The 26,587-nt window shown below is 73.2% G+C and carries 27 protein-coding genes and 1 riboswitch; of the genes, 16 read left to right on the forward strand and 11 right to left on the reverse strand.

Annotated features, from left to right (window positions below; translation table 11 throughout):
* Positions 1-103 precede the first annotated feature (103 nt).
* From AB0B97_RS05550 to AB0B97_RS05590, 9 genes are all read left to right on the forward strand, one after another.
* Complete coding sequence (locus AB0B97_RS05550; RefSeq protein ID WP_357490911.1) at positions 104-940, forward strand: alpha/beta fold hydrolase; 837 nt, start codon at positions 104-106, stop codon at positions 938-940.
* A gap of 32 nt (positions 941-972) precedes the next feature.
* Positions 973-2,133, forward strand: a complete 1,161-nt coding sequence (locus tag AB0B97_RS05555; RefSeq protein WP_357490913.1) for an acyl-CoA dehydrogenase family protein — start codon at positions 973-975, stop codon at positions 2,131-2,133.
* Positions 2,123-3,337, forward strand: a complete 1,215-nt coding sequence (locus tag AB0B97_RS05560; RefSeq protein WP_357490915.1) for an acetyl-CoA C-acetyltransferase — start codon at positions 2,123-2,125, stop codon at positions 3,335-3,337. The genes AB0B97_RS05555 and AB0B97_RS05560 overlap by 11 nt, the downstream gene beginning before the upstream one ends.
* A gap of 17 nt (positions 3,338-3,354) precedes the next feature.
* Positions 3,355-5,508, forward strand: coding sequence for a 3-hydroxyacyl-CoA dehydrogenase NAD-binding domain-containing protein (locus AB0B97_RS05565; protein WP_357490917.1), 2,154 nt, complete (start codon positions 3,355-3,357; stop codon positions 5,506-5,508).
* The gene (locus AB0B97_RS05570; protein ID WP_357490919.1) at positions 5,505-6,614 is read left to right on the forward strand and encodes a CaiB/BaiF CoA-transferase family protein; all 1,110 of its coding nucleotides are present in this window, start codon (positions 5,505-5,507) and stop codon (positions 6,612-6,614) included. Before AB0B97_RS05565 ends, AB0B97_RS05570 begins: the two co-directional genes overlap by 4 nt.
* A gap of 88 nt (positions 6,615-6,702) precedes the next feature.
* Entirely contained in the window at positions 6,703-7,149 is a 447-nt protein-coding gene (locus AB0B97_RS05575) for a YbaB/EbfC family nucleoid-associated protein (protein ID WP_357490921.1), read from the forward strand.
* Positions 7,150-7,152: 3 nt separating this feature from the next.
* The gene (locus AB0B97_RS05580; protein WP_234589688.1) at positions 7,153-7,494 is read left to right on the forward strand and encodes a hypothetical protein; all 342 of its coding nucleotides are present in this window, start codon (positions 7,153-7,155) and stop codon (positions 7,492-7,494) included.
* A complete protein-coding gene (locus tag AB0B97_RS05585; RefSeq protein WP_357490923.1) occupies positions 7,478-8,557 on the forward strand; it encodes a hypothetical protein in 1,080 nt (359 codons plus the stop codon). The genes AB0B97_RS05580 and AB0B97_RS05585 overlap by 17 nt, the downstream gene beginning before the upstream one ends.
* Positions 8,558-8,571: 14 nt before the next feature.
* Positions 8,572-8,850: a hypothetical protein gene (locus AB0B97_RS05590; protein ID WP_234589684.1), complete on the forward strand. Its 279-nt coding sequence runs from the start codon at positions 8,572-8,574 to the stop codon at positions 8,848-8,850.
* Here the strand turns inward: AB0B97_RS05590 and AB0B97_RS05595 are convergent, their stop codons facing one another.
* Both AB0B97_RS05595 and AB0B97_RS05600 read right to left on the reverse strand, forming a co-directional pair.
* The gene (locus tag AB0B97_RS05595; protein WP_357490925.1) at positions 8,851-9,693 is read right to left on the reverse strand and encodes a cytochrome c oxidase assembly protein; all 843 of its coding nucleotides are present in this window, start codon (positions 9,691-9,693) and stop codon (positions 8,851-8,853) included.
* The gene (locus AB0B97_RS05600; protein WP_357490927.1) at positions 9,690-10,181 is read right to left on the reverse strand and encodes a DUF2243 domain-containing protein; all 492 of its coding nucleotides are present in this window, start codon (positions 10,179-10,181) and stop codon (positions 9,690-9,692) included. The genes AB0B97_RS05595 and AB0B97_RS05600 overlap by 4 nt, the downstream gene beginning before the upstream one ends.
* A 140-nt stretch (positions 10,182-10,321) precedes the next feature.
* Between AB0B97_RS05600 and AB0B97_RS05605 the strand changes: the two genes are divergently transcribed.
* The 3 genes from AB0B97_RS05605 (at position 10,322) to AB0B97_RS05615 (ending at position 13,327) form a co-directional block, all read left to right on the forward strand.
* Complete coding sequence (locus AB0B97_RS05605) at positions 10,322-11,563, forward strand: DUF2786 domain-containing protein (RefSeq protein ID WP_357490929.1); 1,242 nt, start codon at positions 10,322-10,324, stop codon at positions 11,561-11,563.
* Between the two features lie 148 nt (positions 11,564-11,711).
* On the forward strand, positions 11,712-12,068 hold the full coding sequence (locus AB0B97_RS05610; protein ID WP_357492038.1) for a YciI family protein: 357 nt from the start codon (positions 11,712-11,714) through the stop codon (positions 12,066-12,068).
* Positions 12,065-13,327, forward strand: coding sequence for a DUF6596 domain-containing protein (locus AB0B97_RS05615; RefSeq protein ID WP_357490931.1), 1,263 nt, complete (start codon positions 12,065-12,067; stop codon positions 13,325-13,327). The genes AB0B97_RS05610 and AB0B97_RS05615 overlap by 4 nt, the downstream gene beginning before the upstream one ends.
* Before the next feature lie 75 nt (positions 13,328-13,402).
* Here AB0B97_RS05615 and AB0B97_RS05620 read toward each other — a convergent pair whose 3' ends face one another.
* The 7 genes from AB0B97_RS05620 to AB0B97_RS05650 form a co-directional block, all read right to left on the reverse strand.
* Positions 13,403-14,851 carry an alpha/beta hydrolase gene (locus AB0B97_RS05620; RefSeq protein WP_357490933.1) on the reverse strand — a complete coding sequence of 483 codons (1,449 nt, stop codon included), beginning with the start codon at positions 14,849-14,851 and terminating at the stop codon, positions 13,403-13,405.
* A 123-nt stretch (positions 14,852-14,974) separates the two neighbouring features.
* The gene (locus AB0B97_RS05625; RefSeq protein ID WP_357490935.1) at positions 14,975-15,244 is read right to left on the reverse strand and encodes a hypothetical protein; all 270 of its coding nucleotides are present in this window, start codon (positions 15,242-15,244) and stop codon (positions 14,975-14,977) included.
* Positions 15,241-15,588 carry a helix-turn-helix domain-containing protein gene (locus AB0B97_RS05630; protein WP_357490937.1) on the reverse strand — a complete coding sequence of 116 codons (348 nt, stop codon included), beginning with the start codon at positions 15,586-15,588 and terminating at the stop codon, positions 15,241-15,243. Before AB0B97_RS05630 ends, AB0B97_RS05625 begins: the two co-directional genes overlap by 4 nt.
* Positions 15,589-15,748: 160 nt before the next feature.
* Entirely contained in the window at positions 15,749-15,922 is a 174-nt protein-coding gene (locus AB0B97_RS05635) for a CsbD family protein (RefSeq protein ID WP_139583988.1), read from the reverse strand.
* A 75-nt stretch (positions 15,923-15,997) separates the two neighbouring features.
* Positions 15,998-18,247, reverse strand: coding sequence for a heavy metal translocating P-type ATPase (locus tag AB0B97_RS05640; RefSeq protein ID WP_357490939.1), 2,250 nt, complete (start codon positions 18,245-18,247; stop codon positions 15,998-16,000).
* A 12-nt stretch (positions 18,248-18,259) separates the two neighbouring features.
* On the reverse strand, positions 18,260-19,207 hold the full coding sequence (locus AB0B97_RS05645) for a hypothetical protein (protein WP_357490941.1): 948 nt from the start codon (positions 19,205-19,207) through the stop codon (positions 18,260-18,262).
* Positions 19,208-19,221: 14 nt separating this feature from the next.
* Complete coding sequence (locus AB0B97_RS05650) at positions 19,222-19,431, reverse strand: copper ion binding protein (RefSeq protein ID WP_357490943.1); 210 nt, start codon at positions 19,429-19,431, stop codon at positions 19,222-19,224.
* 149 nt (positions 19,432-19,580) lie between these two features.
* Here AB0B97_RS05650 and AB0B97_RS05655 point away from each other — a divergent pair, with 149 nt between their 5' ends.
* Positions 19,581-19,877: a metal-sensitive transcriptional regulator gene (locus AB0B97_RS05655; protein ID WP_266248359.1), complete on the forward strand. Its 297-nt coding sequence runs from the start codon at positions 19,581-19,583 to the stop codon at positions 19,875-19,877.
* Between the two features lie 5 nt (positions 19,878-19,882).
* Here AB0B97_RS05655 and AB0B97_RS05660 read toward each other — a convergent pair whose 3' ends face one another.
* Positions 19,883-21,844, reverse strand: a complete 1,962-nt coding sequence (locus AB0B97_RS05660) for a copper-translocating P-type ATPase (RefSeq protein WP_357492040.1) — start codon at positions 21,842-21,844, stop codon at positions 19,883-19,885.
* Between the two features lie 492 nt (positions 21,845-22,336).
* On the opposite strand from AB0B97_RS05660, the gene AB0B97_RS05665 reads away from it, so the two are divergent.
* Together AB0B97_RS05665 and AB0B97_RS05670 are read left to right on the forward strand one after the other, a co-directional pair.
* Complete coding sequence (locus AB0B97_RS05665; RefSeq protein ID WP_357490945.1) at positions 22,337-23,701, forward strand: YibE/F family protein; 1,365 nt, start codon at positions 22,337-22,339, stop codon at positions 23,699-23,701.
* A 166-nt stretch (positions 23,702-23,867) separates the two neighbouring features.
* Positions 23,868-23,998, forward strand: a riboswitch (cyclic di-AMP (ydaO/yuaA leader).
* Between the two features lie 4 nt (positions 23,999-24,002).
* Positions 24,003-25,022: a hypothetical protein gene (locus tag AB0B97_RS05670; RefSeq protein WP_234589620.1), complete on the forward strand. Its 1,020-nt coding sequence runs from the start codon at positions 24,003-24,005 to the stop codon at positions 25,020-25,022.
* A 94-nt stretch (positions 25,023-25,116) separates the two neighbouring features.
* Here AB0B97_RS05670 and AB0B97_RS05675 read toward each other — a convergent pair whose 3' ends face one another.
* Positions 25,117-25,827: a carbonic anhydrase gene (locus AB0B97_RS05675; protein ID WP_357490948.1), complete on the reverse strand. Its 711-nt coding sequence runs from the start codon at positions 25,825-25,827 to the stop codon at positions 25,117-25,119.
* Positions 25,828-26,075: 248 nt separating this feature from the next.
* Between AB0B97_RS05675 and AB0B97_RS05680 the strand changes: the two genes are divergently transcribed.
* Positions 26,076-26,405, forward strand: coding sequence for a MarR family winged helix-turn-helix transcriptional regulator (locus tag AB0B97_RS05680; protein ID WP_234589616.1), 330 nt, complete (start codon positions 26,076-26,078; stop codon positions 26,403-26,405).
* The last annotated feature ends 182 nt before the right edge of the window (positions 26,406-26,587 follow it).

The following is a 26,587-nucleotide window of genomic DNA, read 5'->3' on the forward strand; positions in this document are numbered from 1 at the left end:
CTTTCGTCGGGCACCACAACTTCATGATCGACGCGACTGGGGGGCACGACCGCGACGTGATCGGGGTTGCCGAGGTGACTATCCGGCGTGTGAGGGTGGGTGGATGCACCGTGGGGACCCGGACTGGCTCGCTCACTCGCGGCGTGGTGACGGACCGCCGCTGGTGCTCATCCACGGCATCGGTAGTCGGTGGCAGGTGTGGGAGCCGGTGCTCGACGAGGTGGCCCGGCACCACGACGTGATCGCGCTGGACCTGCCCGGCTTCGGCGCCTCCCCACCGTGGCCCGAGCCACCGGAGCCGTCGAAGCCGTTGCCGCGGGTGGCCCCCGGGTCGGTGGAACACCTGGCGGATCGGGTCGCCGCGTTCCTGGACGCGCTGGGCGTGCGCCGGCCCGCCGTTGCCGGCAACTCGCTCGGGGGCGGCATCGCGTTGGAGTTGGGGCGACGCGGGCTGGCCTCCTCGGTGACCGCGTTCTCGCCGATCGGGTTCTGGGGGTCGGTCGGGCGGCGCTGGTGTCAACTGGCGGTCGGCGGGGCCCGGTCGGCGGCCGGCGGGCTGTGGCCGGCGCTGCCCCGGCTGCTGGCGAGCCGGGCCGGGCGGGTGGCGTTCTGCGGCCTCTTCTACGGCCACCCGGGTCACCTCGACCCCGACGAGTGCGTCGACTCGGCGGCGGCGCTGGCCGACGCGCCGGGCTTCGCGGTGGCACGCGCCGCGTTCGCCGGATGGCAGGTCCGTCGAGAGACGGCCGGCGCGCTCGACGACATCCCCGTGACTGTCGCCTGGGGTACGCGCGATCTCGTGTTGCCGTACGCCACTCAGGCCCGGCGGGCCCGCGCGGCGCTGCCGGCGGCCCGGCACGTGCCGCTGGCGGGCTGCGGACATCTGCCCTTCGCGGACGGCCCGCAAGCCTGTGCCCGGCTGCTGATCCAGACTTATTGACATGCCGCCAACAGCGCGCGAGGGTGGTGCACATGCCGACGCCCGATGGCTCCCCCTCGCCCTGGCGCGAACCTGAGCACGACGACCTCGCCGACCTGGCCCGCACCTTCTTCACCAAGGAGGTGCTGCCGCACGCGGACCGCCTGCTGGCCCAGGGTCACCCGGACCGCGAGCACTACCGGCGGGCCGGTGAGCTGGGGTTGCTCGGCCTGTCGGTCCCCGAGGAGTACGGCGGCGGGGGCGGCGGCTTCACCCACGAGGCCGTGCTGTTGCACGAGCAGGCGTACACCGGGGAGAGCAGCCTCGGGCTGGCCGTCCACAGTGGCATCGTCACGGGCTATCTCGTCGCGTACGGCAGCGAGGAGCAGAAGCGACGGTGGCTGCCCGGCCTGTGCAGCGGTGAGCTGGTCGGCGCTATCGCGATGACCGAGCCCGACGGCGGCTCGGACCTCCAGGCGATGCGCACGCGGGCGGTCCGCGACGGCGACGACTACCTGGTCACCGGCGCGAAGACGTTCATCACCAACGGTGGCCTGGCCGACCTGATCCTGGTGGCCGTGAAGACCGACCCCGAGCAGCGGGCGGCAGGCGTCTCGCTGCTGGTGTGCGAGGTGGGCGGCGACCCGGAGGGCTTCCGCCGGGGCCGGCTGCTGTCCAAGATCGGGCTGCACGCCAACGACACCGCCGAATTGTTCTTCGACGAGTTCCGGGTGCCGGCGGCCAACCTGCTCGGCGGCGCCGAGGGGCTGGGCTTCATCCAGCTCATGCAGCAGCTTCCGCAGGAACGGCTGGTCATCGGCGTCGGCGCGGTGGCCGCGATGGAACGCGCGGTCGAGCTGACCGTGGCGTACGCCAAGGAACGCACCGCCTTCGGCAAGACCCTGATGGGGCACCAGAACACCCGGATGGTGCTCGCCGAGTGCGCCACCCGCACCCGGGTCAGCCGGGTCTTCCTGGACGACTGCATCGTCCGGCACACCCGTGGCGACCTGGACGTCGCCACGGCGGCGATGGCTAAGTCGTGGCTCACCGACGGGCAGTGCGAGGTCATCGACAGGTGCCTGCAACTGTTCGGCGGTTACGGCTACACGACGGAGTACCCGATCGCCCGCATGTACGCCGACGCCCGCGTCCAGAAGATCTACGGCGGCACCAACGAGATCATGAAGGAGTTGATCGCCCGTGCCCTCTGAGGCGTACGTCTATGACGCGGTCCGCACCCCGCGCGGACGCGGCCGGGACACCGGCGCACTGCACGGGGTCAAGCCGATCTCGCTGGTGGTCGGCCTGATCGACGCGCTGCGCGACCGCAACCCCGGCCTGGACGTGGGCCGGTTGGAGGATCTGCTGCTCGGCATCGTCACCCCGGTCGGCGAGCAGGGCGGCGACCTGGCGCGGGCCGCCGCGCTGCTGGCCGGGCTGCCCGACGAGGTGGGCGGGGTGCAGCTCAACCGGTTCTGCGCCTCCGGGCTGGAGGCCGTCAACTCGGCCGCCGCGCGCATCCGCTCGGGCTGGGAGCACCTGCTGCTGGCCGGCGGGGTCGAGTCGATGTCCCGGGTGCCGATGGGCTCCGACGGCGCGGCCTGGGCCACCGACCCGCAGACCGCGCTGGCCACGTCGTTCGTGCCGCAGGGCGTCAGCGCCGACCTGATCGCGACCATGGAGGGCTTCACCCGCGACGACGTGGACGGCTACGCGCTGCGGTCCCAGGAGCGGGCCGCCAAGGCGTGGGCCGGCGGGCACTTCGCCCGCTCGGTGGTGCCGGTGCGCGACGGCAACGGGCTGGACATCCTCACCGTCGACGAGCACCCGCGCCCGGAGACCACCCGGGAGGCCCTCGCCCGGCTCACCCCGTCCTTCGCCACGATGGGCGAGGCGGCCGGCTTCGACGCTGTCGCGTTGCAGAAGTTCCACTGGCTGGAGGCGATCGACCACGTCCACCACGCGGGCAACTCGTCCGGCATCGTGGACGGCGCAGCGCTGGTGCTGATCGGTTCGGAGCAGGTCGGGCAGGACCTCGGCCTCACCCCGCGCGCCCGGATCGTCGGCGCGGCAGTCACCGGCGCCGACCCGACGCTGATGCTGACCGGCCCGATCCCGGCCACCCACAAGGCGCTCGCCGTCGCCGGCCTGACAGTCGACGACATCGACCTGTTCGAGATCAACGAGGCGTTCGCGGCAGTGGTGCTCAAGTACGTCCGCGACCTGGGCCTCGACCCGGACCGGGTGAACGTCAACGGCGGCGCGATCGCGCTCGGCCACCCGCTGGGCGCCACCGGAGCCATGTTGCTCGGCACGGCGTTGGACGAGTTGGAGCGCCGCGACCTGCGCCGCGCCGTGGTGACCCTCTGCATCGGCGGCGGCATGGGCGTCGCCACCGTTCTCGAGCGCTGCTGACCCGGGGGAAAAGACCAATGACCACCACCATCCGGTACGACCGCGGCGCCGACGGCATCGTCACGCTCACCCTGGACGACCCCGACCAGTCCGCCAACACCATGAACCGGGCGTACGTGGCCTCGATGAGCGAGGTGCTCGACCGGCTGGAGGCCGAGCCCGATCTCACCGGTGTCATCGTGACAAGCGCGAAGTCGACGTTCTTCGCCGGCGGCGACCTGCCCGAGATGATCCGGGCGACCCGCGAGGACGCGCCCGCGCTGGCGGAGCTGCTCGGCACCATCAAGCGGGACCTGCGCCGGCTGGAGACCCTGGGCAGCCCGGTCGTCGCGGCGGTCAACGGCTCCGCGCTCGGCGGCGGCCTGGAGATCGCCCTCGCCTGCCACCACCGCGTCGCGCTGGACGCGCCCGACTCACGGCTCGGCCTGCCCGAGGTGACCCTGGGTCTGCTACCCGGGGCCGGCGGCGTCACCCGGACCGTACGGATGCTCGGCCTGGCCGGCGCGCTGACCACCGTGCTGCTCACCGGCCGGCGGATGCGCCCGGCCGACGCCCTGGCGGCCGGTCTGGTCGACGAGGTCGTCGCCACCGAGGCGGAAATGCTGGATCGCGCGCGGGCCTGGATCGCCGCCAACCCGCGCCCGTTGCAGCCGTGGGACCGGCCGGACTACCGGATGCCCGGTGGCACCCCGGCCAGCCGGTCCCTGGCCGCGCAGCTGCCCGCCTTCCCGGCCACGCTGCGCAAGCAGCTCAAGGGCGCCCGGCTGCCCGCGCCGGAGGCGATCCTGGCCACGGCCGTGGAGGGCGCGCAGGTCGACCTGGACACCGCGTTCACCGTGGAGACCCGGCACCTGATCGGCCTGCTCACCGGGCAGGTCGCCAAGAACATGATCGGCGCGTTCTTCTTCGACCTGAAGGCCGTCAACGGCGGCGCCGCCCGACCGTCCGTGGACGTTGCGCCGGTGCGGCGGGTGGCGGTGCTCGGCGCCGGCATGATGGGCGCCGGCATCGCGTACGCCTGCGCCAGCGCCGGCCTCGACGTGGTGGTCCGGGACGTGTCACCGGAGGCCGCGGGGCGGGCCCGGGAGCACGCCGAACGACTGCTGGCCCGCCGGGTCCGCAAGGGCCGCGCCACCGAGGCCGACGCCCGGGCGGTGCTGGACCGGATCACCACCACCGACCAGGTGGACGCCCTCGCCGGCTGCGACGCCGTCATCGAGGCGGTCTTCGAGGACCCGGCCCTGAAGAAGGCAGTCTTCGCCGAGGTGCTGCCGGTGCTCGCGCCGGGCGCGCTGCTCGCCTCCAACACCTCCACCCTGCCGATCACTCAGCTGGCCGCCGGCGTGGACCGGCCGGCCGTCTTCATCGGCATGCACTTCTTCTCCCCCGTGGACCGGATGCCGTTGCTGGAGATCGTGGTCGGCGAGCAGACCGGGGACGCGGCCCTGGCCCGCGCGTTCGACCTCGGCCGGCGGATCGGCAAGACCCCCATCGTGGTCAACGACGGGCGGGGCTTCTTCACCAGCCGCGTCATCGGCCGGTTCATCGACGAGGCGGTCGGCATGGTCGCCGACGGCGTACCGGCCGCGTCGGTGGAGCAGGCCGCGTTGCAGGCCGGCTACCCGACCGGGCCCCTCGCGCTGGCCGACGAGGTGAGCCTCACCCTGATCCAGCGGATCCGGCGTCAGTTCGAGGCGGCCAGCGCGGAATACCTGCCGCTGCCCGCGCACCGGCTCGTCGACGAGCTGGTCGACGCGTACGACCGGCCGGGCCGTGCGGCCGGACGCGGCTTCTACTCCTACGACGACGGCGTCCGGGGTCGGTTGTGGACCGGCCTCGCCGACCTGGTCACCGACGCCGGTCGGGCGGTGCCGTTCACCGACCTTCAGGAGCGGATGCTCTTCGCCGAGGCGCTGGACGCGCTGCGCTGCCTCGACGAGGGGGTGCTGCGGACCGAGACCGACGCCAACATCGGCTCGATCTTCGGCATCGGCTTCCCCGCCTGGACCGGCGGCGTGATCCGCTACGTCCGGCAGTACGCGGGCGGCCCGGCCGGCTTCGCGGCCCGCGCCGCCGAGCTGGCCGAACGGTACGGCGACCGGTTCACGCCTCCCGCCGACCTGGCCGATCGGCTCGCCGCCCGTACCGCCGAACCGGCCGGCGTCGCGTGACGGCCGCGCGCGGCGGACCGCTGGCCGGGGTGCGGGTCGTCGAGTTGGCGAGCCTCGCGCCGGCCCCGTTCGGCTGCATGGTGCTCGCCGACCTCGGGGCCGACGTGGTGCGCGTCGACCGGCCGGGCGGCCCGGGCGCCGGGCGCCTCGCCGCGCCGACCGGTGGACCCCTGCAGCGCGGCCGGCGGGTCACCGCGCTGGACCTGAAGTCCCCGGCCGGCGTGGCCGACCTGCTGCGCCTCGTCGAGCGGGCGGACGTGCTCGTCGAGGCGTACCGGCCGGGGGTCGCCGAGCGGCTCGGCTTCGGCCCGGACGTCTGCCGGGCCCGCAACCCCCGGCTGGTGTACGCGCGGATGACCGGCTGGGGCCAGGACGGCCCGCTGGCGGCTCGGGCCGGCCACGACATCGACTACATAGCGGTCGCCGGGGCGCTGGAGCCCCTGGGTCGAGCCGACACGCGTCCACACGCGCCACTGAACCTGATCGGTGACTTCGCCGGCGGCGGCATGCTGCTCGCCGTTGGCGTGCTTGCCGCGCTGCTGGAACGGGAACGCTCCGGCCTCGGTCAGGTCGTCGACGCGGCAATGGTGGACGGATCGGCGCTGCTCACCTCGTTCCTGCACGGGCTGCTCGGCACCGGCCTGTGGGCCGCCCCGCGCGGGCGGAACCTGCTCGACGGAGGAGCGCCCTTCTACGACACGTACGCCACCGCCGACGGCGGCTTCATGGCCGTCGGGGCGCTGGAGCCGGCCTTCTACGCCGTACTGCTGGCGGGTCTCGGCCTGGCCGACGAGGCGGACCTGCCCGACCAGTACGACCCGAGCGGCTGGGACGAGCTGCGGAGGCGGTTCACCGAACGGTTCGCCGAGCGGACGCGGGACGAGTGGACGGCGGTCTTCGCCGACCTGGACGCCTGTGTCGCCCCCGTGCTGGCCCCGGGCGAGGCGCACCGGCATCCGCACAACGCGGCCCGGGGGACGTTCGTCGAGGTGGACGGCGGGATCCAACCGGCTCCGGCACCCCGCTTCGACCGTACTCCGGCGGGCCCGCCCACCCCGGAGCGCGACGTCGCTCCGGTCGACGAGGTTCTGTCCACCTGGGACTGATCCACAGCCGACTTCCGGGACACGCGTACGCGTTTCGCATTGGTACCGTCGTGCACCGACGGTGGACTGCGGACGTGGGGGGACGAGCATGGCGAGCGGTATTGATCCGTCCGGCCTGAGTGGCTCGCTCGAAGAGGCGATGCGCCTGCTGAGCCAGGCATCGGGTGCTGTCACGGCGCAGGCGGGTGACGCCGACGGGCCCGTGCCGGACGCCGAGCAGATGGTGGGGCGGGGCACCGGCGGTGACGGTCTCGTCGAGGCGGAGGTCTCCGCGTTCGGTGCCCTCCAGACGCTGGTGATCGACCCGAGCCTGTCCCGGGCCGGCACCAGCACGATCGCCGAGTACGTCCTGGAGGCGGTCCAGGCGGCGCAGGCCGACGAGCGCGCCCGCCGGGCCGGCCTGACGGCCGGGGCCCAGGTCGACAGCACGGCCCTCACCCAGCAGCTCGAACGGGTCTCGGCGGAGGCGTTCCGCGGCTTCCAACAGATGATCGGTGACCTGGACGCGGCCACCCGCCGGATGGATCGTCGCTGAGCCATGTCCGACGGAATCCAGGTGGACGTCGACGCCCTGCACGCCGCCGCCGCGTCGATCGCGACAACCGGCCAGCAGCTCGGCGAGGCGGTCAGCGGCCTCGAGTCGACGGTGAACGGGGCGGGTAACCCCTGGGGCGCCGACGAGGCGGGCTCCCTCTTCGGAGCCGTGTACGTCGAGGTCCTGACGCACGCGCTCGACGTGTACCGGTCGATGGCCGACCAGTTGTTGGAGGCCGCCGAGAACCTCGACCTCGGTGCCGACGCGCACGAGGCGACCGACCTCGCCAACGCGGAACTCTTCACGAGGATGGAGCTGCCCAGTGGGTATGCAGCTACCTCCTGAACTCGCCGAGGCGCTGGGCTGGGTCGGCTTCACCTGGCCGACCGCCGACGAAGAGTTGCTGTTCGAGGCGTCCCAACTGTGGTTCGCGTTCGCCGGCCGGCTGCGCACGGCCGCCGGGGAGGCCCAGGCGGGCGCGGCGCAGGTCAGCACCACCAACAGCGGCGACGACATCCGCGCGTTCGAGCAGGCGTGGCAGGGCGAGGAGGGTGCGCCGCGCCGCATCGAGGACGGCGCGCAGGCGGCCGAACTGATCGGCATGGCGTTGCTGGTGATGGCCATCATCACCCTGACGCAGAAGATCATCGTGATCGTCCAGTTGACGATCCTGGTCATTCAGGTGGCGATCGCGTTGGCGGCGGCGGCACCCAGCTTCGGCGCGTCGCTGGCCCAGATCCCCGTCTCGATCGGCCTGGCCCGGATGGCGATCCAGCGGGTGATCAAGGAGGTCATCGAACGGGTCGTCAAGGAGATCATTCCGCAGCTGTTGAAGCGCGCGAAGACGCTGCTGCGCCGTTTCGCCCGCAAGGGCGCGAAGCGGGGCGGTCCGAAGCGGCCCGGCGTGCCCGGCCCGCACACCACCCCGCGCTACTCCAACACCAAGGGAATGCTCGACAAGTACCGCAACGAGCATCTGCCCGGAGGACACTTTCCGACGGCCGTACGCCGGCTCAGCCCCGAGGAGCTGGAACAGCACCGGGTCTTCTTCGACAGCGACGGAGTGCTGCGCAGCGCACGCAACGGCGAGCCGTTCGACACGTCGAGCGCGCAGACCGTGTTCAGCGGAAACGGTCAGGCGATCTTCGTGATGGACCGCAACGGCAACCTCTACGCGTCCAATTACCAGCGGGTCGGCGACTTCCACCACTCCACTCTGGGCGGCGGAAACCCGGTCGCCGCGGCCGGCGAGCTGGTCGTGAAGGACGGTAGGGTCCAGTACGCCACGGCGCGCAGCGGTCATTACCAGCCCGAGCCCAGCCACATGGCCAATCTCGACGCCGAGTTCAAACGCAACGGCGTCAACGGGGTTCCGATTCTGGGCTGGGATGGCGGCCGGATCTTCTAGGGGAGTCGACGAGCATGGGTACGGACAGTTGGAAGGGCCACGTCAACGGGATCCTCTACGGGGTCCAGTTCGACAGGACGCTCGACGATTCGGTGGTGACCCGGGTCGCCGACGGGGTGGCCGCCGGGCTCTACCCGGGTGACCGGGCCGTGACGCGGGACGCGCTGGAGCAGGCGCTGCGCTACTCGGGCCCGCTGAACGACCAGGCCGAGACGCCGCACAGCGAGGACGACATCCGCGCGTTCTTCCGGCGGCTCACCGCCGCCCTGGCGGCCCCGTCCACGCAGAGTTGATCAAGGGGTTCGCGTCACGGCAGCATCCTGTCGTGACGCGAACCTCCTGCTCACCAGGGGTGGGCGGCGGCGGTACCAGGTCGCGAAGAGTGCCACCGCCAGCAGCAGCTCCGCGATGTCACCGCCGTAGTACATGAGTTGGGCGGCCGACCGGAACGCCGCGGCATCCGGGTCGGTCAGCCCCGGGGGCAGGCTGCCGGCCTGCGCGTAGAGGTACTTGGCGAGCGCCGCGTGACCGGCTGACGCGCCGAGCAGCGCGCCGACCCGCACGGCGAGCCCGGGGCGGCGGGGCGCCGGGTCCGGCCCGGCCAGCGACCAGGCGAACAGATAGCCCGCGGCCAGGTAGTGCAGGTGTACGCCGTGGTGCAGGGCCGGGTGGCGTTCCGCCGCCGCGTACAGCGGGGTGAGCAGCACCAGCGCCAGCCCGCCCGTGCTCAGCAGCGCCGCGGTGACCGGGTGGGCGATCAGGTGCAGCCCTCGGGCGCGCAGCAGCCGGCCCACCCGCCGACGCGTCGAGGTGGCCGCGACGTGCAGCAGCAGCGTCACCGGTGCGCCGAGGACCAGCCCGAGCGGCGCCAGCATGCCGAGCAGCAGGTGCTGCGCCATGTGCCAGCGCGGGTCGTCCGGGAGGTGGGCCAGCGGCCCGACCGCGACCGCCAGCACGGCACAGCCGGCCAGCCAGGCGGCGGTTCGCCGATGGTCCCAGCCGCGCGTGTCGCGTACGGCGGCCAGCAGGTAGCCGACGGCCAGCACCGCGACCGGGAACAGCGGCAACCAGCCCGGCCCGTCCGCCGGGTGGCCTCCGTGCGCCCATGCCGCCGGGCCCGGAGCTGCTGCCGTCACCGGGGGCCGTCACCCGGTCGGCGGGACCGCGTCCACCAGACCAGGGCCGCGCCGGCCAGCAGCAGTACCGCGCCGCCCACGTTCCACACCACGTCGTACGGCAGCAGGTGTACGCCGTAGCGGATCTGGTGCACCCGGAGCACCTTGTGGTCGACAAGCCCGTCGAAGAGCTGGAATCCCCCGGCGCCGAGCAGGAAACCACCCCAGGCCAGCCGTGGTGACAGGACCAGCCGTCGGCGCAGATCGGCGAACCAGAAGAACCCGCCGACCAGGGCGATCACCTCGGCGGCGTGCAGCAGCCCGTCCGAGAGCAGCGCCACCGACGGGGTGGACCGGTCGTAGAAGTGGTGCCAGGCCAGCACCTGGTGGAAGACGATCTCGTCCACGGCGGCCATGATCGCGACGCCGATCAGGACGCCCGCTAGCGTGGACGACCGGCCGTCCGGCACGGCGACCGGACGCTCCCGCCCCAGGCTGCTGTCGACCACCACACACACCTCGCATCCACCCGGGTCAGGGCCGAACTACCCCAAACTGGCCGAGTCATGCCCGCCGGAGCCCTGCCGGCATGATCATTGGGTGGGCGGGCCGGATGCCTCGCCGGCAACGGAGACCGGAGGAGGTGCCTGTGCCGGACGCGGACGAACTCGTCGCCGACGCGCTCGCGGCGGTGCGCGGCACCGACGTACGACAGGCCGAACGGCAGCTGGACCGGCTGATGGTCGGCACCGGCGCGACGGACAGCGCCACTGTGGTGGACGCTGCCCTGCGGCGTCGGCTGGTCCGTGGCCTCGGGCAGCTCTGGCCCCGCGGCTGGCAGCCGGTCGACGTGCACCGGATCACCGCCCGGCGGCTCGACGCGCGGGCGGCCCGGCTGGTCCGGGACGCGCTGGCCGCCCAGCGACGCGAGCAGGCCGGGCCGGTCCCCGACTGGTGGGACGACCAGCTGCGCGCGCTGGCCGCCGAGGGCCGGGACGACGGCCACGACCTGCTGGCCGCCTGGACCGCCGCGGAGGGACTGGACCGGGTCGACGCACTCCGCGCCGCGGTCGACGTGCTCGCCCTGGTGGAGAGCCTGCCGCCGATCGCGGTGCTGCGCCCGCCGCCCGGCTCGACCGGGGCTGCGGTCCCCCGCACCGCCGGTACGGGCCGCAGCGGGTCGCCGATGCTGGACCGGGTACGCGCGCTGCTCGCCAAGGCCGAGTCGACCACCTTTCCGGCCGAGGCGGAGGCGTTGACCGGGAAGGCGCAGGAGCTGATCGCCCGGCACAGCATCGACGAGGCGCTGCTGGCGGCCGGGGCGGAGCGCGGCGACCTGCCGGGCGGGGTGCGGCTGGGCACCGAGACCCCGTACGCGGGGGCGAAGGCGCTGCTGGTGCAGGAGGTGGCGGCGGCGAACCGGTGCGAGGCGGTCTGGTCCGACGACCTCGGTTTCACCACGGTGCTGGGGTGGCCGGCTGATCTCGTGGCGGTGGAGCTGCTCTACACCTCGCTGCTGGTGCAGGCCACCGCCGCCATGCTGCGCGGTCGCGCCGAACGCCGGCCGGGGTCCGGCCGGCGGACGAAGGTGTGGGACGAGTCCTTCCTCAACGCGTTCGCGCTGCGGATCGGTGAGCGGCTGCGCGCGGCCACCGAGGCGGCCGACCAGGCGGCTGCCGAGACGGCCGGGCCGGAACGCCTGCTGCCGGTGCTCGCCGCACGCGGCGAGGCGGTCCAGGAGCGGTTGGGGGCCCTCTTTCCGGGCGTCACCCGGCACCGGCTCAGCGTCCGCGACGCCGAGGGCTGGTCGTCCGGCACCTCGGCGGCCGACCGGGCCGCGCTGGACGTCGGCGGCGGCCGACGGCCTCGACAGGTGCCGGGTCGGCCCTGATCCGCACGGCGTGGGACCACCGCCGGAGAGTATTTCTGCGATTTTCTTCGGTACGCGGTAGGGAACGGGGCGTCGGCTCCGACCCTCCGGTGAGCCGCACCCCGCCCGGGGAGCGACCAGCCAAGCGAGGAGCATCGCCGTGAAGTACATGCTGCTGATCTGGAACCGGCCCGGCTTCACCGAGGGGCTGCCCGAGAAGGACCGTAACGCCCTGTTCGGCGAGGTGGACGCGATCATGAAGGAGCTGACCGAGAGCGGCGAGCTGGTCGACGGCCAGGCGCTGGCCGATCCGTCGCAGACGCAGACGGTCCGGCTCGCCGGCGGTCACCCGGAGATCGTCGACGGGCCGTTCATGGAGAGCAAGGAGCAGTTCGCCGGCTACCTGACAGTCGACTGCGACAGCCCGCAGCGGGCCGCCGAGATCGCCGCCCGGTGGCCGGACGTGCGCTTCGGCGGGGCGATGGAGGTCCGCCCGGTCATGGAACAGGCCGGGACGGAGATGTGACCGACGACCGGACGGTCGAGGATCTGCTGCGCACGCTCGCGCCGCAGGTCCTCGGCCTGCTGGTCCGCCGGCACGGCCAGTTCGACAGGTGCGAGGACGCCGTCCAGGAGGCGTTGCTCGCCGCCGCGACGCAGTGGCCCGGACAGGGCGTACCGGACAACCCGCGCGCGTGGTTGCTCACCGTGGCCACCCGCCGGCTCACCGACGAGTGGCGCAGCGAGAGCGCCCGCCGGGACCGCGAGGTGGCGGTGACGCGGCGCGAGCCGGCGTACGCCCAGGTGGCGCCGGCGGCCGACGCGGAGCCGGCGGTGGCGGACGCCGACGACACCCTCACCCTGCTCTTTCTCTGCTGCCATCCGGCGCTGGCGCCCTCGGCGCAGGTGGCGCTGACCCTGCGGGCGGTCGGCGGGCTCAGCACCGCCCAGATCGCCCGGGCGCACCTGCTGCCCGAGGCGACGATGAGTCAGCGGATCCGGCGGGCCAAGCAGCGGATCGAGGCGGCCGGGGCCCGGTTCCTGATGCCCGGGCCGGGTGAGCGCGCCGAGCGGCTGCGGACCGTGCTCCGGGTGCTCTACCTGATCTTCAACGAGGGGTACACCGCGTCCAGCGGACCGGACCTGCGACGGGCCGAGCTGACCGGCGAGGCGATCCGGCTGGCCCGCGTCCTGCACGGGCTGCTGCCCGACGACGGTGAGGTGACAGGTCTGCTGGCGCTGATGCTGCTCACCGACGCGCACCGGGCGGCCCGGGTCGGCGCGGACGGCGAGCTGGTGCCGCTCACCGAGCAGGACCGCACCCGGTGGGACGTCGGCGCCATCGCGGAGGGAGTCGCCCTGGTCACCGAGGCGCTGACCTGGTCGCCACCCGGCCCGTACCAGCTCCAGGCGGCGATCGCGGCGGTGCACGCCGAGGCGCCGACGCCGGCGGAGACGGACTGGCCGCAGATCGTGGCGCTCTACCGGCTGCTGGCCCGGCTCGCCCCGAACCCGATGGTCACCCTCAACCAGGCGGTGGCTGTGTCCATGGTGGACGGTCCGCGGGCGGGACTCGCCCTGCTCGCGCCGCTGGACGCCGACGAGCGGATGGCCGGGCACCATCGGCTCGCCGCGGTCCGGGCGCACCTGCTGGAGCTGGCCGGGGAGCCGGACGCCGCGCGGGAGGCGTACCTGGCGGCGGCGCGTGGCACGACGAGCCTTCCCGAGCAGCGCTATCTGGAGCGGAGAGCCGCCCGGCTGGCGGGCCGACCGTCCCGCGCCTGACGTACCGCGTCCTGCACTGACCACGGCACACCCCGGTCGCCGCACGGGGCTGCCGCGCGGCGACCGGGGTGTCGGTCAGCTCGACACGTCGACGGCCGGGCAGCGGGCGCCCCGGGCGGGCACCACCTGGTCGATCAGGTACGCGTCGACGGCTCGCCCCACGCAGGGGCTGGTGGTGTAGCTGCCGTGGCCCCAACCCTCGTACGTCAGCAGCACTCCGTGCCGACCCAGCTGCCGCGCCACGTTTGTGGCCCAGGCGTAGCCGCTGGCCGGGTCGTGCACGGTGGCGGCGAGCAGCAGCGGCACGTCGCTGCGGACCCGCAGGCGGTGCTGCGGGTCGGCGACCGGGGTCGGCGAGCCCAGGCAGGTCACCAGGGCGAACAGCGCCGGCGGGTAGCGCAGGTCGGGCGCGAGCCGGGCCGCCCGGCGCACGTGTGCGGCGTACTCGCGGTAGTCGCGGACCGACAGGTCCCAGTCCTGACAGAAGACCGCGAAGGGGTACGGCGCCACGGCATCCGCCGTACGCGCGCTGACGCCCGGTGTCGCGGCGCCCTGGAGCTTCCCGATCCACTCGGCCAGGCCCGGCCACCGCCCCGTTTCGTAGAGCTGCTTGTGCGCGAGCCGGCTCAGCTCGAACGGGGGCAGTGCGGCCCCGGCGCGGTCCGGATCGGTCAGCAGGCCACGCTGGGCCCGGTCGTGCAGCCCGGCCCAGATCGCCCGGACGTCCCGACCGTGCAGGACGCAGTCGGCGGACCTGTCGCACCAGGCGACGAACTCGTCGAACGCGTCCTCGGCGGTGACCGCCTGGGTGTCGACGAAGGCGCGGACGCCGAGGCTGTGGTCCACGGCGGCTTCCAGCACCATGGCCCGGACCTTGTCGGGGAACAGCTCCGCGTAGCGCTGACCGAGCAGGGTGCCGTACGAGCTGCCGTGGAACGTCAGCCGCCGTTCGCCGAGGGCGGCGCGGACGGCATCGAGGTCGCGGGCGGCGCTCGTCGTGTCGACGTGGTCGTAGAGCGGGCCGGTGCGTGCCCGACAGTCGGCGCGCAGCAGCGCGTTGCCGGCAAGCGTGGCGTCGAACTGGGCCTGGTCGGCGATCAGCTGCGGTTGCCGGGCGAGCAACTCCCGGGCGCAGATCACCGGATGGCTGCGGCCGGTGCCGCGCGGGTCGAAGCTGACGACGTCGAACCGGCGGCGCAGCTCGGCGCTGAACCGGGAACTTCCGGTCACCACCCGGTCGACCCCGCTGTCGCCGGGTCCACCGGGACCGAACACCAGCGCACCCGTGCGGGCGGCCGGGTCGGTGGCGGCCCGGCGGGCCAACGCCAGGTCGAAGCGCTCACCCCGGGGCTGGTTCCAGTCGACGGGCAGCGACAGGGTGCCGCAGTCGGCGGTGGCGTCCGTGGGGCAGGGCTGCCAGTCGATGGCCTGTCGGGCGGCGGCCGGGTTCGCCGGGGTCAGGCCGGCGGTCGTGAGGGCCAGGGCCACCGCCCAGGCGAGGGCGGATTTGCGTACGTGCGGCATGGGGTGCTGTCCTCTCCCCGAAGGAGCGTTACCGGTGAAACTCGCCCACTGGGCGAGGTGATGCTGCTTCCACCCGGGCCGTCGAGTGGCCGCTCGACGGCCCGGGGCCTTCGTCCGGTGCGGTCAGTCGACCTCGCGCAGGACGCGTTCGAGCGTGGCCATCCGGGTGTCCATCCCGCCCAGCCGGCCGTCCAACGCCGCGAGCAGGCGGGTGTTCTCGGCCTGGGCCTGGGCTGCCGTCTCGGCGAGCCGGCGGTAGTCGTCCGCGCGCGCCGCTTCGTACCGGGCCCGCCGGGTCTTGGCAAACTGGACGACTGTCACCGTGACGACGCTGATCAGGAAGCCGAAGATGCCGAGCGCGCCGACCACCTCGGTCCAGTCGTGTTCGCTCATCGGTCGGCTCCGGGCTGCTCGGTCGAGTCGGGCATGGTCAGCGTCTCGACCGCCGCCGCGATGACCTGGGGGGTGAGTGTGAGCGCGAACGGCTCCACCTCGTAGTAGTTCATGGCCTTCCCGTCCTCCGACAACTCCAGGCGGGCGGTGACCAGCCCGGCCGCCGCCAGCTTTCTCAGGTGGACCTGCAACAGCGCTCGGCTGATGCCCAGTTGCCGGGCCAGCCCGCTGACATAGGCACGTTCCCGCGCCAGCGCGGCGACGACCCGCAGTCGGTGCGGGTTGGCCAGGGTGGCCAGCACCCGGACCAGGTCGTCGCCGGTCGGCGGTGGAGCGGCACTCATAACCAGCCCTTGCACATGCCAACAGAAGTTAGCAGGTGTGGCCGCACGGCGGCGTGGACGACGAGCGGAATCAGGGGGATCTCAGGGTTCACGACCCCGGACACACAGCACGCCGGGCCGGTGAGTGATCACCGGCCCGGCGTGCGGGTTACGTCGTACGTCAGCTCTTGAAAGCGTCCTTGATCTTCTCGCCCGCCTGCTTGAGCTTGGCCGTGGACTGGTCTGCGCGACCCTCGGCCTCGAGCTGCTCGTTGTCGGTGGCGCGACCGGCGCCTTCCTTGAGCTTGCCGGCCGCGTCCTCGCTGGCGTTGTTGATCTTGTCATCGATACCCATGTGCCAACCTCCATTGCGAGCGTCGCTACGACCTCAGCAGTACCCCCGCCGTCCGCCGCCCAACCATCGCCGTCGTCACAATCCGCGATCGGCTGCCGAACGGAACCGGCGCAGGCGCAGACTGTTGGCCACCACGAAGACCGAGGACAGCGCCATCGTGGCACCGGCGATCATCGGGTTGAGCAGGCCGGCGGCGGCCAGCGGCAGGGCCGCCACGTTGTAGCCGAAGGCCCAGAACAGGTTGCCCCGGATGATCCCGAGCGTGCGCCGGGACAGCCGGATGGCGTCCACCGCCGCGTCCAGGTCACCCCGGACGAGAGTGAGATCGGACGCCTCGATGGCCACGTCGGTGCCGGTGCCCATCGCCAGCCCCAGATCGGCCTGGGCCAACGCCGGCGCGTCGTTCACCCCGTCACCGACCATCGCCACCGACCGCCCCTGCGCCTGAAGCCGCCGGACGACGTCGACCTTGCCGGCGGGCAGCACCTCGGCGATCACCTCGTCGATGCCCACCTCGGCCGCGACCGCAGCGGCCACGGTGGGGTTGTCGCCGGTCAGCAGGACCGGGGTGAGCCCCAGGGCGCGCAACCGGGCCACGGCCGTCCGGCTCGTCGGCCGGACCACGTCGGCGACCGCGAGCACGCCCCGCGCCCGTGCGTCCCAGCCGGCGACGATCGCCGTACGCCCCGCGGCCTCCGCATCCCGCACGGCCAGATCGACCTCCGGCGGTACGTCGACACCGCGCTCGCGCAGCAGCCGGAGCCGGCCGACCAGCACGCTCCGACCGTCGACCGTGCCGGTGACGCCCAACCCTTCGAGGTTGGCGAAGTCGGTCACCGGGGGCAACGCTGCGGCCTCGGCGGCGCCGGCGGCGACCGCCCGGGCGATCGGGTGCTCGGAGGCGGCCTCCAGCGCACCGGCGAGTCGAAGCAACTCGGCCCGGTCCTCGCCGTTGGCCGGCACCACGTCCACCAACGTCATCCGGCCGGTCGTCACGGTGCCGGTCTTGTCCAGCACGACCGTGTCGACGCGGCGGGTCGACTCCAGCACCTCCGGGCCCTTGATCAGCACGCCGAGCTGAGCGCCCCGACCGGTGCCGACCAGCAGTGCGGTCGGCGTGGCCAGGCCGAGCGCACACGGGCAGGCGATGATCAGCACGGCCACGGCGGCGGTGAACGCGGTGGTCGGACCAGCGCCGGTGCCCAGCCACCAGCCGAGGGTGCCCACCGCGAGGGTGATGACGATCGGAACGAAGACGCCGGAGATCCGGTCGGCCAGTCGCTGCACGGCCGCCTTGCCGCTCTGCGCCTGCTCGACGAGGTCGGCCATCCGGGCGAGCTGGGTGTCCGCGCCGACCCGGGTGGCGGTGACGACCAGCCGGCCGCCCGCGTTGATCGTCGCCCCGACCACCCCGTCGCCCGGGCCGACCTCGACTGGCACCGACTCGCCGGTCAGCATGCTGGCGTCGACTGCGGACGTGCCCTCGTCGACGACCCCGTCGGTGGCGATCTTCTCGCCGGGGCGGACCACGAACCGGTCACCGACGGCGAGCTGGTCCACCGGGATCCGGGTCTCCACGCCGTCGCGCAGCACCGCCACGTCCCGGGCGCCGAGTTCGAGAAGGGCGCGCAGGGCCGCCCCGGCGGTCCGCTTGGATCGGGCCTCGAAGTAGCGCCCGGCCAGGATGAACACCGTCACCCCGGCGGCCGCCTCCAGATAGATGTTGCCGGCGCCGTCGGTGCGGGTGATGTCGAAGCGGAAGGGGTGCGTCATCCCGGGCATCCCGGCGTCGCCCAGAAAGAGCGCCCAGAGCGACCAGCCGAACGCGGCCAGGGTGCCCAGCGAGACCAGGGTGTCCATTGTCGCGGCGCCGTGCCGCAGGTTGGTCCACGCGGCCCGGTGGAACGGCAGCCCGCCCCAGACCACCACCGGGGCGGCGAGGGTCAGCGAGAGCCACTGCCAGTAGTCGAACTGCCACGGCGGCACCATGGCCAGCAGGACCACCGGCACGCTGAGCACCGCCGACACCCACAGACGGGTACGCGGCCCACGCAGCGGGTCGACCGGCTGCTCGGTCGTCGGCGGAGCCGGCAGGGCCGCCGTGTAGCCGGTCTTCTGCACCGTGTCGATCAGGTCGTCAGGCGTGACGCTGTCGACGTACCGGACGGTGGCCTTCTCGGTGGCGTAGTTGACGGTGGCGCTCACCCCGTCCATCCGGTTCAGCTTCTTCTCGATCCGGGCGGCGCAGGCGGCGCAGGTCATCCCCCCGATGGCCAGTTCGATCCGGTTCGGCGCCTCGGGCAGTGGTCTGCTGGTGGTGGTCATCGTCTGGTCCCGTCAGTTGTGCCCGTGGCCGGGGGTGCCGTGCTCGGTCGGCGCCGGCCCGCTCGGGGTGGGGTCGCCCCCGGTCGGGGCGGTGCCGGCGACGACTGTGAACTCGGCGGTGTGCACCCGCCCGCCGTGCCGGAAGTCGAGGTAGAGCCGGTAGCTGCCGGCCGACGGCACCTCGGCGGAGAAGGAGATCTCCGGACCGGGCCGGGTGCGTCCGTCGCCGGGTGTTCCGTCCGGGTGTACATGCAGGTACGCGAGATCGCCCCGGCGCAGCGCCACCAGGTGCCCGTACGCCCCCAGGTAGGGCTCCAGGTCGGTGACCGGTCGCCCGTCGCGGCTGACGCTCAGGGCCAGTGACGAGGTGCGGCCGGGCTGCGGCACGCCGGCCAGCGTGACTGTGTAGCCGTCGACCGTGGTGCTGGTCGCCGGGGCGGGCAGCGGCCGTTCGGTCAGCTCACCGGGGACTGTCACGTCCACGCCGAGGGTCAGCGCCTCACCCCCGGTGGGCGTGAAGTCGGCGAACGCCCGCCACTGCCCCGGGCCGTCCAGCGGGGTGTCGACCCGCCAGGTGCCGTCCGGGGCGAGGTCCGGGTGCACGTGGTGGAAGCCGGACAGGTCCCGCCGGGCGACGATCAGGTGCATCCGCTTGTCGTGCGCCACGTCGTACCTGGTCACCGGGCGGCCGTCCGGCCCGCCGATCTGGAAGGCGAACTCGCCGGCCGGGGCAGCGACCGGAACGAGCGTGTAGCCACGATCGGAGACGAGCAGGCCGCCGGGAACCCGCTCGGCCGCCTCGTCGTGCACGGTGGGGCCCGGGCCGTGGGCGGCGCCGCCGCCGGGCCGGCTCTCGGCGACCGGGTCGATCGGATCGACCACCCGGCCGACCCCGTACGCCGCGCCGAAGACCGCCGCGAGACCGAGGGCGAACCCGCCCATTCTGGTCACGGTGTTCATCCCGGGCCTCCCGCTCACGCCTCGACGAGGTCGTAACCGGCCTCGTCGACCGCGGCCCGGATGGAATCGGTGTCCACGGGCTGCTCGCTGGTGACGGTGACCCGGCCGGTGGCGAGATCCACCTGCACGTCGCGCACCCCGGCGATGGCGCCCACCTCGGCGCTGACCGCGCTGACGCAGTGCCCGCAGGTCATGCCCCGCACCTGGTACGTCGTGTCGACCATCGAACCGCTCCCTTCGTCTTCTGCCAGCCTATACCCCCCAGGGGTAAGGCCGAGGCAGACTCGTACTCCGTCAGGTACCGGTACCCGGTGGGGGTATCGGACACGAGGGACGTTACCATACCCCCCAGGGGTACGCTATTCTCGTCGCCATGACCACACCCACACCGATCCGCGGCTACACCGCCAGCAAGGACCAACTGCTCGCGCGGCTCCGCCGCGTCGAGGGGCAGGTCCGGGGCATCGAGAAGATGGTCGACGAGGACCGTTACTGCATCGACGTGCTCACCCAGATCTCCGCGATCCAGGCCGCGCTCGACAAGGTGGCCCTGGGCCTGCTCGACGGGCACGCCCGCCACTGCATGCACGAGGGGGCGGCCGAAGGTCGGGCCGACGAGATGGCCACCGAGATGATGGCTGCCGTCGGCCGGCTCATGAAGCGCGGCTGAGCCGGTCAGTCGGGCTCCGCGTCGAGGCGTACCCGGCGGAGCAACTGGGCGTTGAGCGCCACCACGATGGTGGACGCCGACATCAGCACCGCCGCCACCGCCGGGCTCAACGCCACCCCGGCCCAGGCGAGCACGCCGGCCGCCAGCGGCAGCGCCACCACGTTGTAACCGGCGGCCCAGGCCAGGTTCTGCCGCATCTTGCGGTACGACGCCCGCGAGAGCCGGACCACGGCACCGACACCGCGCGGGTCGGACGACGCCAGCACCACCCCGGCGGACTCGATCGCCACGTCGGTCCCCGCCCCGATGGCGATGCCGACGTCGGCGCGGGCCAGCGCCGGCGCGTCGTTCACCCCGTCGCCGACCATCGCCACGGTCAGCCCTCGCCGCTGGAGGTCCGCGACCCGGCCGTCCTTCTCGGCCGGCAGCACCTCGGCGAAGACCTCGTCCACCCCCGGCTGGAAGCCGAGATCGGCGGCCACCGACTCGGCCACCGACCGCGCGTCGCCGGTGATCATGGCGATGGTGCGGACGCCTTCGGCACGGAGCTCGGCGATGGCCTGCCGGGCCTCCGGGCGCACCTCGTCGGTGAGCGCGAACGCCCCGAGCACGGTGCCCGGCAGCCGCACCAGGTACAACACCACGGCCCCGCGCGCCGACCACCGGCCGGTCGCCACCTCCAGGTCGTCCGGGAGCGGCCGACCCAACTCCCGCAGCAACGCCGGGCCGCCCACCGCGTACTCCGTACCGTCGACGGTGGCCCGCACGCCGCGGCCCGGCAGCGACCGGAAGCCGGTGCCACGCGCCGGGCCGGCGGACCCGGCCGCCGTCACGATCGCCCGGGCCAGCGGATGCTCGCTGTCGGACTCGACGCCGGCGGCGATCCGCAGCGCCTCCTCCCGCTTCAGGCCCGGAGTCGTCACCAGGTCACTCACCGCGTGCTCACCGCGGGTCAGCGTGCCGGTCTTGTCAAAGAGCACCGCGTCGACGGTCCGCATGCGCTCCAGCGCCAACCGGTCCTTGACCAGGATCCCGCGCCGCGCCGCCAGGGCCGTGGACAGTGCCACGACCAGCGGGATGGCCAGGCCGAGCGCGTGCGGGCAGGCGATCACCAGGACCGTGACCGTACGGACCACCGCCTGGTCGGGCTCACCGAGCGCGGTCCAGACCGCCAGCGTCACCACTGCGGTGCCGGCGGCCACGTAGAACAGCGCGGCGGCGAACCGGTCGGCAAGCAGTTGGGCCTGCCCACCCGAGCGCTGCGCCTGCGCGACCATGCGCTGGATGCCGGCGAGCGCTGTCTCGTCACCCAGCGCCTCGACCCGGACCCGGATCGCCGAGTCGGTGGCGACAGTGCCGGCCACCACCCGCTCGCCCGTCGACCGGGCCACCGGCCGCGACTCACCGGTGATCATCGACTCGTCCAGTTCGGCGTCGCCGTCGACGATCCGGCCGTCCGCCGGCACCCGACCCCCGGGCCGGACGAGCACCACGTCGCCCACCCGCAACGCGCTGAGCGGCACCGGCTCGGGCCGCCCGTCCGGCGCCACACGCTCGGCCTCGTCCGGCAGCAGCGCGGCCAACGCCGCCAACGCCCCCCGGGCCTGCCCGATGGCCTTCATCTCCTGCCAGTGCCCGAGCAGCATGATGGTGACCAGCGCGGCCAGCTCCCACCAGAAATCCAGGTCGAAGGCGCCCAGGCTGGTGGCCAACGACGCCGTGTAGGCGACCGTGATCGCCATCGCGACCAGCAGCATCATTCCCGGCGCCCGGTCCCGGATCTCGCGCACCGCGCCGACCAGGAACGGCCAGCCACCCCAGAGGAAGACCACCGATCCGAACACCGGCCCGATCCAGGAGCGACCGGGAACGTCCCATCGGAGCCCGAGCCGGTCCATCACCAGGTGACTGGTCAGCACCACCGGCACGGTGAGCACCAGGCAGACCCAGAACCGGCGGCGGAACATCGCCGGGTCGTGGCCGGCGTGCTTGTCGTGGCCGGCGTGCTTCTCCGGGCCGGCGTGCTTCTCCGGGCCAGCGCGCTTCTCCGGGCCGGCGTGCTGATCGTGGGCGGCGTGCTGATCGTGGGCGGCCGGCGTCGCGTGCCGGTTCCGGTCGGCGGCCTGCTCGGGGACGGGCTCGGACATGACTCCAACATGCCGCTCCGGCCCAGGCCGCGCGAGCGGTTCGACCATCCGACACTCCGCCACGACCTGCGACACCCAGTTGGGCTGGCTAGCATCTCCGGCGATGGCCTACCGGACTCCGCCGCCCAGTCGGGCACCGGCGCCGCCACGGCGCGGCGCCTGCGCCGACCGGCCGGCCCAGTGGATCACCCTGGGTAACCAACGGGTCGTCAACCAGCAATTCGATGCGCTCGTCACCGCGTTCGTCCGGCGGAGGTGAACCGCCCGGCCCGTCCGCACGTACCCCGCACCGGATCGTTGGGAGTTCTCGCATTGGGTTCCGACCACAGCCATACCGCCCGCCCCGCCCCGCCCCGGGTCCGGCGGATCCTCGTCGCGACGGTGGTGCCGCTCTTCGTGGCCACCGTCGTCGCCGCCGTGGTGCTCTGGCCACGGGACGGGGCGCCGCAGGCCGGCGGTGGCACTGACGCGCCGCGCCACCACGGCACGGTGACCCGGGTGGTGACCGAACCCTGCCCGCCGTCGGCCAGCCCGGAGGGCACACCGGCCACCGGGCCGTGCGGCACGGTGGACGTACGGGTCGAGGACGGGCCGAGCGCCGGCCAGCAGGTACGGACGCCCGTCCCCGCCGGACCCGGCGCTCCACGCGTCGAGGTCGGCGACGACGTCGTCCTGGTCGAGCTGACCGACCCGACCGATCCCACCACCAGCAGCTGGAACATCGCCGAGCATCAGCGCGGAACGCCGCTGGTGTGGCTCGCGGTGGTCTTCGCCGCCGCGATCGTCGCGTTCGGCCGGTGGCGGGGCCTGGCCGCGCTGGCGGGGCTGGCCGCCAGCTTCGCCATCCTGCTCACCTTCGTGTTGCCGGGCATCAGCGCCGGTCGGCCACCGCTGCTGGTGGCGGTGGTCGGCGCCGCCCTGATCATGTTCGTGGTGCTCTACCTGACACACGGAGTGACCGCGCAGACCTCGGTCGCGGTGCTCGGCACCCTCGGCAGCCTGGTGCTCACCGGAGTGCTCGCGACCATCGCCACGGCCGCCACCCGGCTCACCGGCTTCGGCAGCGAGGACGCCACCACGCTGTCGATGTTCCAGGCCCACGTGGACCTGCGCGGCCTGCTGCTCGCCGGGATCATCATCGGCTCACTCGGGGTGCTCGACGACGTGACAGTCACCCAGGCCGCCACCGTCACCGAACTGGCGAACGCCAACCCCGGTCTGAGCCGGCTACAGCTCTACCGGGCGGCCACCCGGGTCGGCCGGGCGCACATCGCCTCCACGGTCAACACCATCGTCCTGGCGTACGCGGGCGCCTCACTACCGCTGCTGCTCCTGCTCACCGCCGACACCCGCCCCCTCGGGCAGATCCTGACCAGCGAATTCCTCGCCCAGGAGATCGTCCGCAGCGCGGTCGCCACACTCGGCCTGATCGCCGCCGTACCCCTCACCACCGGGCTGGCCGCCGTGGTGACCGCGGCCGGGGCGACGCCGACGCAGGACACGGACGCCGACGTCCTGACACCGCGCCCCCGTCGGGACCGGACGGAGACACTGGCCGCTCTCAGCTCCCCGCCAGGGGGTCGGCCCGACGGACCCGACCCGGAGCGGAACGCACCCCCATCCACCGCCACCACCGGGTGGCCAGAGCCGAACAGGAGCACTGATACGGCATGGTGACACTCCTCAGCGTGACCGGATCGGGCACTCGCCCTGAGAACCGCGTCACTGGTCACTCAACGCCATGGCGAAATGACACTTTTAGTCGGCATCAGGACGTAGCTCAGGCGGTGGATTCTCGGGTAACCTCGCTGCCGGCCACCGACGAAGGCGCGCAGCGGCGCCTGCGGTGCCACCGCCCAATCGCCAACCGGCGAGCCGGGGACCCAGGTACGTGGGGTGAATCCGCGACAGCGGTAGGGGCCACTTCCGCCCCGAACCCGTCAGCTAACCCGGTCGGCGGTCGACGGAAGGGAACATTGTGACGGCACCCCTACGCCGCTGGTTGACACCCGTGGTGGCCGTGCTCGCTGCGCTGACCGTGTTCGCCGGCCCCCTCCCGGCCCACGCCGCCCCGACGACCCCCACACCGTCCGGGCACGAAGAGGAAGACGAACCCAAGCTCCTCACCGACGTCATCGAGCAGACCAACCGGGACTACGTGGCGGCCAAGTCCAAACTGGACAAGTCCAAGAAGCGGCAGCTTGAGCTGGCGGTGGAGGTCCAGCGGGCCAAGGCCGACCTGGACGCGCTGGCCCCGCAGGTCGCGCAGATCGCCGCCCAGTCGTACCGGACCGGACGGGTCGGCGCGATCGCGATGCTGCTGGAGAGCGACGCCCCGGACTCGTTCGTCCGCCGAGCCGCGGCGCTCGACGAGATGAACATGGTCAACGAGAAGAAGCTCGCCGAGGTCAACGCGGTCAAGTCCCGCGCCGAGCAGGCCAAGCTGGCCCTCGACGCGGAGATCCGCGAGCAGCAGAAGCAGACCGCCCTGATGGCGAAGGACAAGCGCGACGCGGACAAGGCGCTCGCGCTGGTCGGCGGTCAGGGTTTCACCGGCGGTCTGGTCGACGCCGTCTCGCCGGTCGCCCGGATCGGCCCGGGTCGCACCGCCGACGGTGACTGGAAGCCGCAGTCGTGCAGCGAGGACGACCCCACCACCTCCGGTTGCGTCACCCCGCGCACCCTGCACGCGTACAAGGAGGTCAAGCGGGCCGGCTTCAACCGGTTCGTCGGCTGCCACCGCAACGGTGGCCCGTACGAGCACCCGAAGGGCCGCGCCTGTGACTGGTCGTTGCAGAAGAGCGGCTTCAGCCCGTGGCACAACAACGACACCCGCATGTACGGCAACAACGTCGCCGCGTTCCTCATCCGCAACGCCGACCGCCTCGGCATCTACTACGTGATCTGGAACCGGCAGATCTGGTTCCCGGCGACCGGCTGGAAGTCGTACAGCGGGCCGTCGAACCACACCGACCACGTCCACATGTCGATGCTCTGATCCACCCGACGAAGTCCGAGGGCCGTCCCGCATCAGGCGGGACGGCCCTCGTCGGGTCAGGCGCGGCGAAAGCCGCCGGGCGGCAGTTGTCGGGTCAGGCGGCGGCGGAGGCTGCCGGGTCGTCCGAGGTCGCCGCATCGGCCGGTACGGGGGTCACCGGGCGCACCACGCCGGCGGCGAGCCGGTACGACATGCCCACCACCGCACACCGCCCCTGCGCCACCTCGCCGGCCAGCACGGGCGACTGCCCGAGCAGCGTCTCGACGGTCTGCGCGATGTGGATGTCGACGATGCCGTCGATGTCGTCCACGCCCTCGGCGGCGGCACGTCGCAGGCTGGGCACCACCGCGTCGACGACCGCGGGAAGGTGCCCCGGGGGCGCGACACCGGTGGCGGCCGCCTCGCGGGCTGCCTGCACGGCACCGCACGAGTCGTGGCCGAGGACCACCACCAGTGGAGTGCCGAGCACGGTCACGGCGTACTCCACGCTGCCCAGCACCTCCGGGCCCGCGGTGTGGCCGGCCGTCCGGACCACGAAGAGGTCGCCAAGCCCCCGGTCGAAGATGATCTCAGCGGCCAGTCGGGAGTCGGAGCAGCCCACGACCACCGCGAACGGGTGCTGCCCGTCGGCCACGGCGGCCCGGTGCCCGGCGTCCTGGTTGGGGTGGCGCGGCGCCCCGCTGACGAAGCGCCGGTTGCCGGCGGCCAGCTCGGCGTACGCTCGGGCCGGCTCGGTCGGCGTCGACGCTCGATCGGCGGCCCGCTGCGGACCGGGCTGCCCTCCAGGCGTACCGGAACGGCTCATTCCCGCACCTCGTCTCCACGCGTTTTACCTGCTCAAGAGGCTCTTCAGCCGGGCCGGCGGTGGGCGCTGGCTCGGGCTCAACGGTCACACGCACCGCAAGATGCGTCAAGATATGCGTGATTTAGATTTCATACGTAGACCCCGAACCGGCCCTTCGGTCGTTGGGACCGGGCCGGCCCGTCGGCACCTGGCCCGACCCCTCTGGCGGGCACGCGGGTGAAGCGGACAACCGGAGAGGCGGCTCCACGATGACGAGCGCGGCGACGGCCGGAGGCGGCCGGAACTGGACGTTCCTCACCAACCACGGGCATGTGCTGCTGGCCATCGCCCGCGATCCCACAGCACGACTGCGCGACGTGGCGGCCGAGGTGGGCGTCACCGAACGGGCCGCCCAGGCCATCGTCGCCGACCTGGAGGCCGGCGGTTACCTGCACCGCACCCGGGTGGGGCGCCGCAACGAGTACACCCTGAACCCCGCCGGCCACTTCCGGCACCCCGCCGAAGCCGATCGTCAGGTCGGCCACCTGCTCGCCCTGTTCGCCGAAACACCCGCCGACGACGTCTCCTCCCGACCCTGACCGTCGTCGTCGCACGCCCGCGTCGAACGGCGAGCCCGGACCCGCGTCGCACGCCGGCCCCGAACGGCGAGCCCTGACGTCGTTCCACGCCGGCCTCGAACGGCGAGCCGTACCCGCCCGGCCGGCGTCGTCGCGCCCGAAGCTGAGCGAGGTCACCGTTCCCGCCCCGAACGGCGGTCGCC

The organism is Micromonospora sp. NPDC049004 (genome assembly GCF_040649315.1).
Taxonomy (GTDB): Bacteria; Actinomycetota; Actinomycetes; order Mycobacteriales; family Micromonosporaceae; genus Micromonospora.

What these genes read in the sequence shown, in the direction of transcription:
- AB0B97_RS05550 (WP_357490911.1), top strand. Translation starts at nt 104, where the DNA reads ATGCACCGTGGGGACCCGGACTGGCTCGCTCACTCGCGGCGTGGTGAC.
- AB0B97_RS05555 (WP_357490913.1), top strand. Translation starts at nt 973, where the DNA reads ATGCCGACGCCCGATGGCTCCCCCTCGCCCTGGCGCGAACCTGAGCAC.
- AB0B97_RS05565 (WP_357490917.1), top strand. Translation starts at nt 3,355, where the DNA reads ATGACCACCACCATCCGGTACGACCGCGGCGCCGACGGCATCGTCACG.
- AB0B97_RS05575 (WP_357490921.1), top strand. Translation starts at nt 6,703, where the DNA reads ATGGCGAGCGGTATTGATCCGTCCGGCCTGAGTGGCTCGCTCGAAGAG.
- AB0B97_RS05580 (WP_234589688.1), top strand. Translation starts at nt 7,153, where the DNA reads ATGTCCGACGGAATCCAGGTGGACGTCGACGCCCTGCACGCCGCCGCC.
- AB0B97_RS05585 (WP_357490923.1), top strand. Translation starts at nt 7,478, where the DNA reads ATGCAGCTACCTCCTGAACTCGCCGAGGCGCTGGGCTGGGTCGGCTTC.
- AB0B97_RS05590 (WP_234589684.1), top strand. Translation starts at nt 8,572, where the DNA reads ATGGGTACGGACAGTTGGAAGGGCCACGTCAACGGGATCCTCTACGGG.
- AB0B97_RS05610 (WP_357492038.1), top strand. Translation starts at nt 11,712, where the DNA reads ATGCTGCTGATCTGGAACCGGCCCGGCTTCACCGAGGGGCTGCCCGAG.
- AB0B97_RS05620 (WP_357490933.1), bottom strand. Translation starts at nt 14,851, where the DNA reads ATGCCGCACGTACGCAAATCCGCCCTCGCCTGGGCGGTGGCCCTGGCC.
- AB0B97_RS05625 (WP_357490935.1), bottom strand. Translation starts at nt 15,244, where the DNA reads ATGAGCGAACACGACTGGACCGAGGTGGTCGGCGCGCTCGGCATCTTC.
- AB0B97_RS05630 (WP_357490937.1), bottom strand. Translation starts at nt 15,588, where the DNA reads ATGAGTGCCGCTCCACCGCCGACCGGCGACGACCTGGTCCGGGTGCTG.
- AB0B97_RS05635 (WP_139583988.1), bottom strand. Translation starts at nt 15,922, where the DNA reads ATGGGTATCGATGACAAGATCAACAACGCCAGCGAGGACGCGGCCGGC.
- AB0B97_RS05640 (WP_357490939.1), bottom strand. Translation starts at nt 18,247, where the DNA reads ATGACCACCACCAGCAGACCACTGCCCGAGGCGCCGAACCGGATCGAA.
- AB0B97_RS05645 (WP_357490941.1), bottom strand. Translation starts at nt 19,207, where the DNA reads ATGAACACCGTGACCAGAATGGGCGGGTTCGCCCTCGGTCTCGCGGCG.
- AB0B97_RS05650 (WP_357490943.1), bottom strand. Translation starts at nt 19,431, where the DNA reads ATGGTCGACACGACGTACCAGGTGCGGGGCATGACCTGCGGGCACTGC.
- AB0B97_RS05655 (WP_266248359.1), top strand. Translation starts at nt 19,581, where the DNA reads ATGACCACACCCACACCGATCCGCGGCTACACCGCCAGCAAGGACCAA.
- AB0B97_RS05660 (WP_357492040.1), bottom strand. Translation starts at nt 21,844, where the DNA reads ATGTTCCGCCGCCGGTTCTGGGTCTGCCTGGTGCTCACCGTGCCGGTG.
- AB0B97_RS05675 (WP_357490948.1), bottom strand. Translation starts at nt 25,827, where the DNA reads ATGAGCCGTTCCGGTACGCCTGGAGGGCAGCCCGGTCCGCAGCGGGCC.
- AB0B97_RS05680 (WP_234589616.1), top strand. Translation starts at nt 26,076, where the DNA reads ATGACGAGCGCGGCGACGGCCGGAGGCGGCCGGAACTGGACGTTCCTC.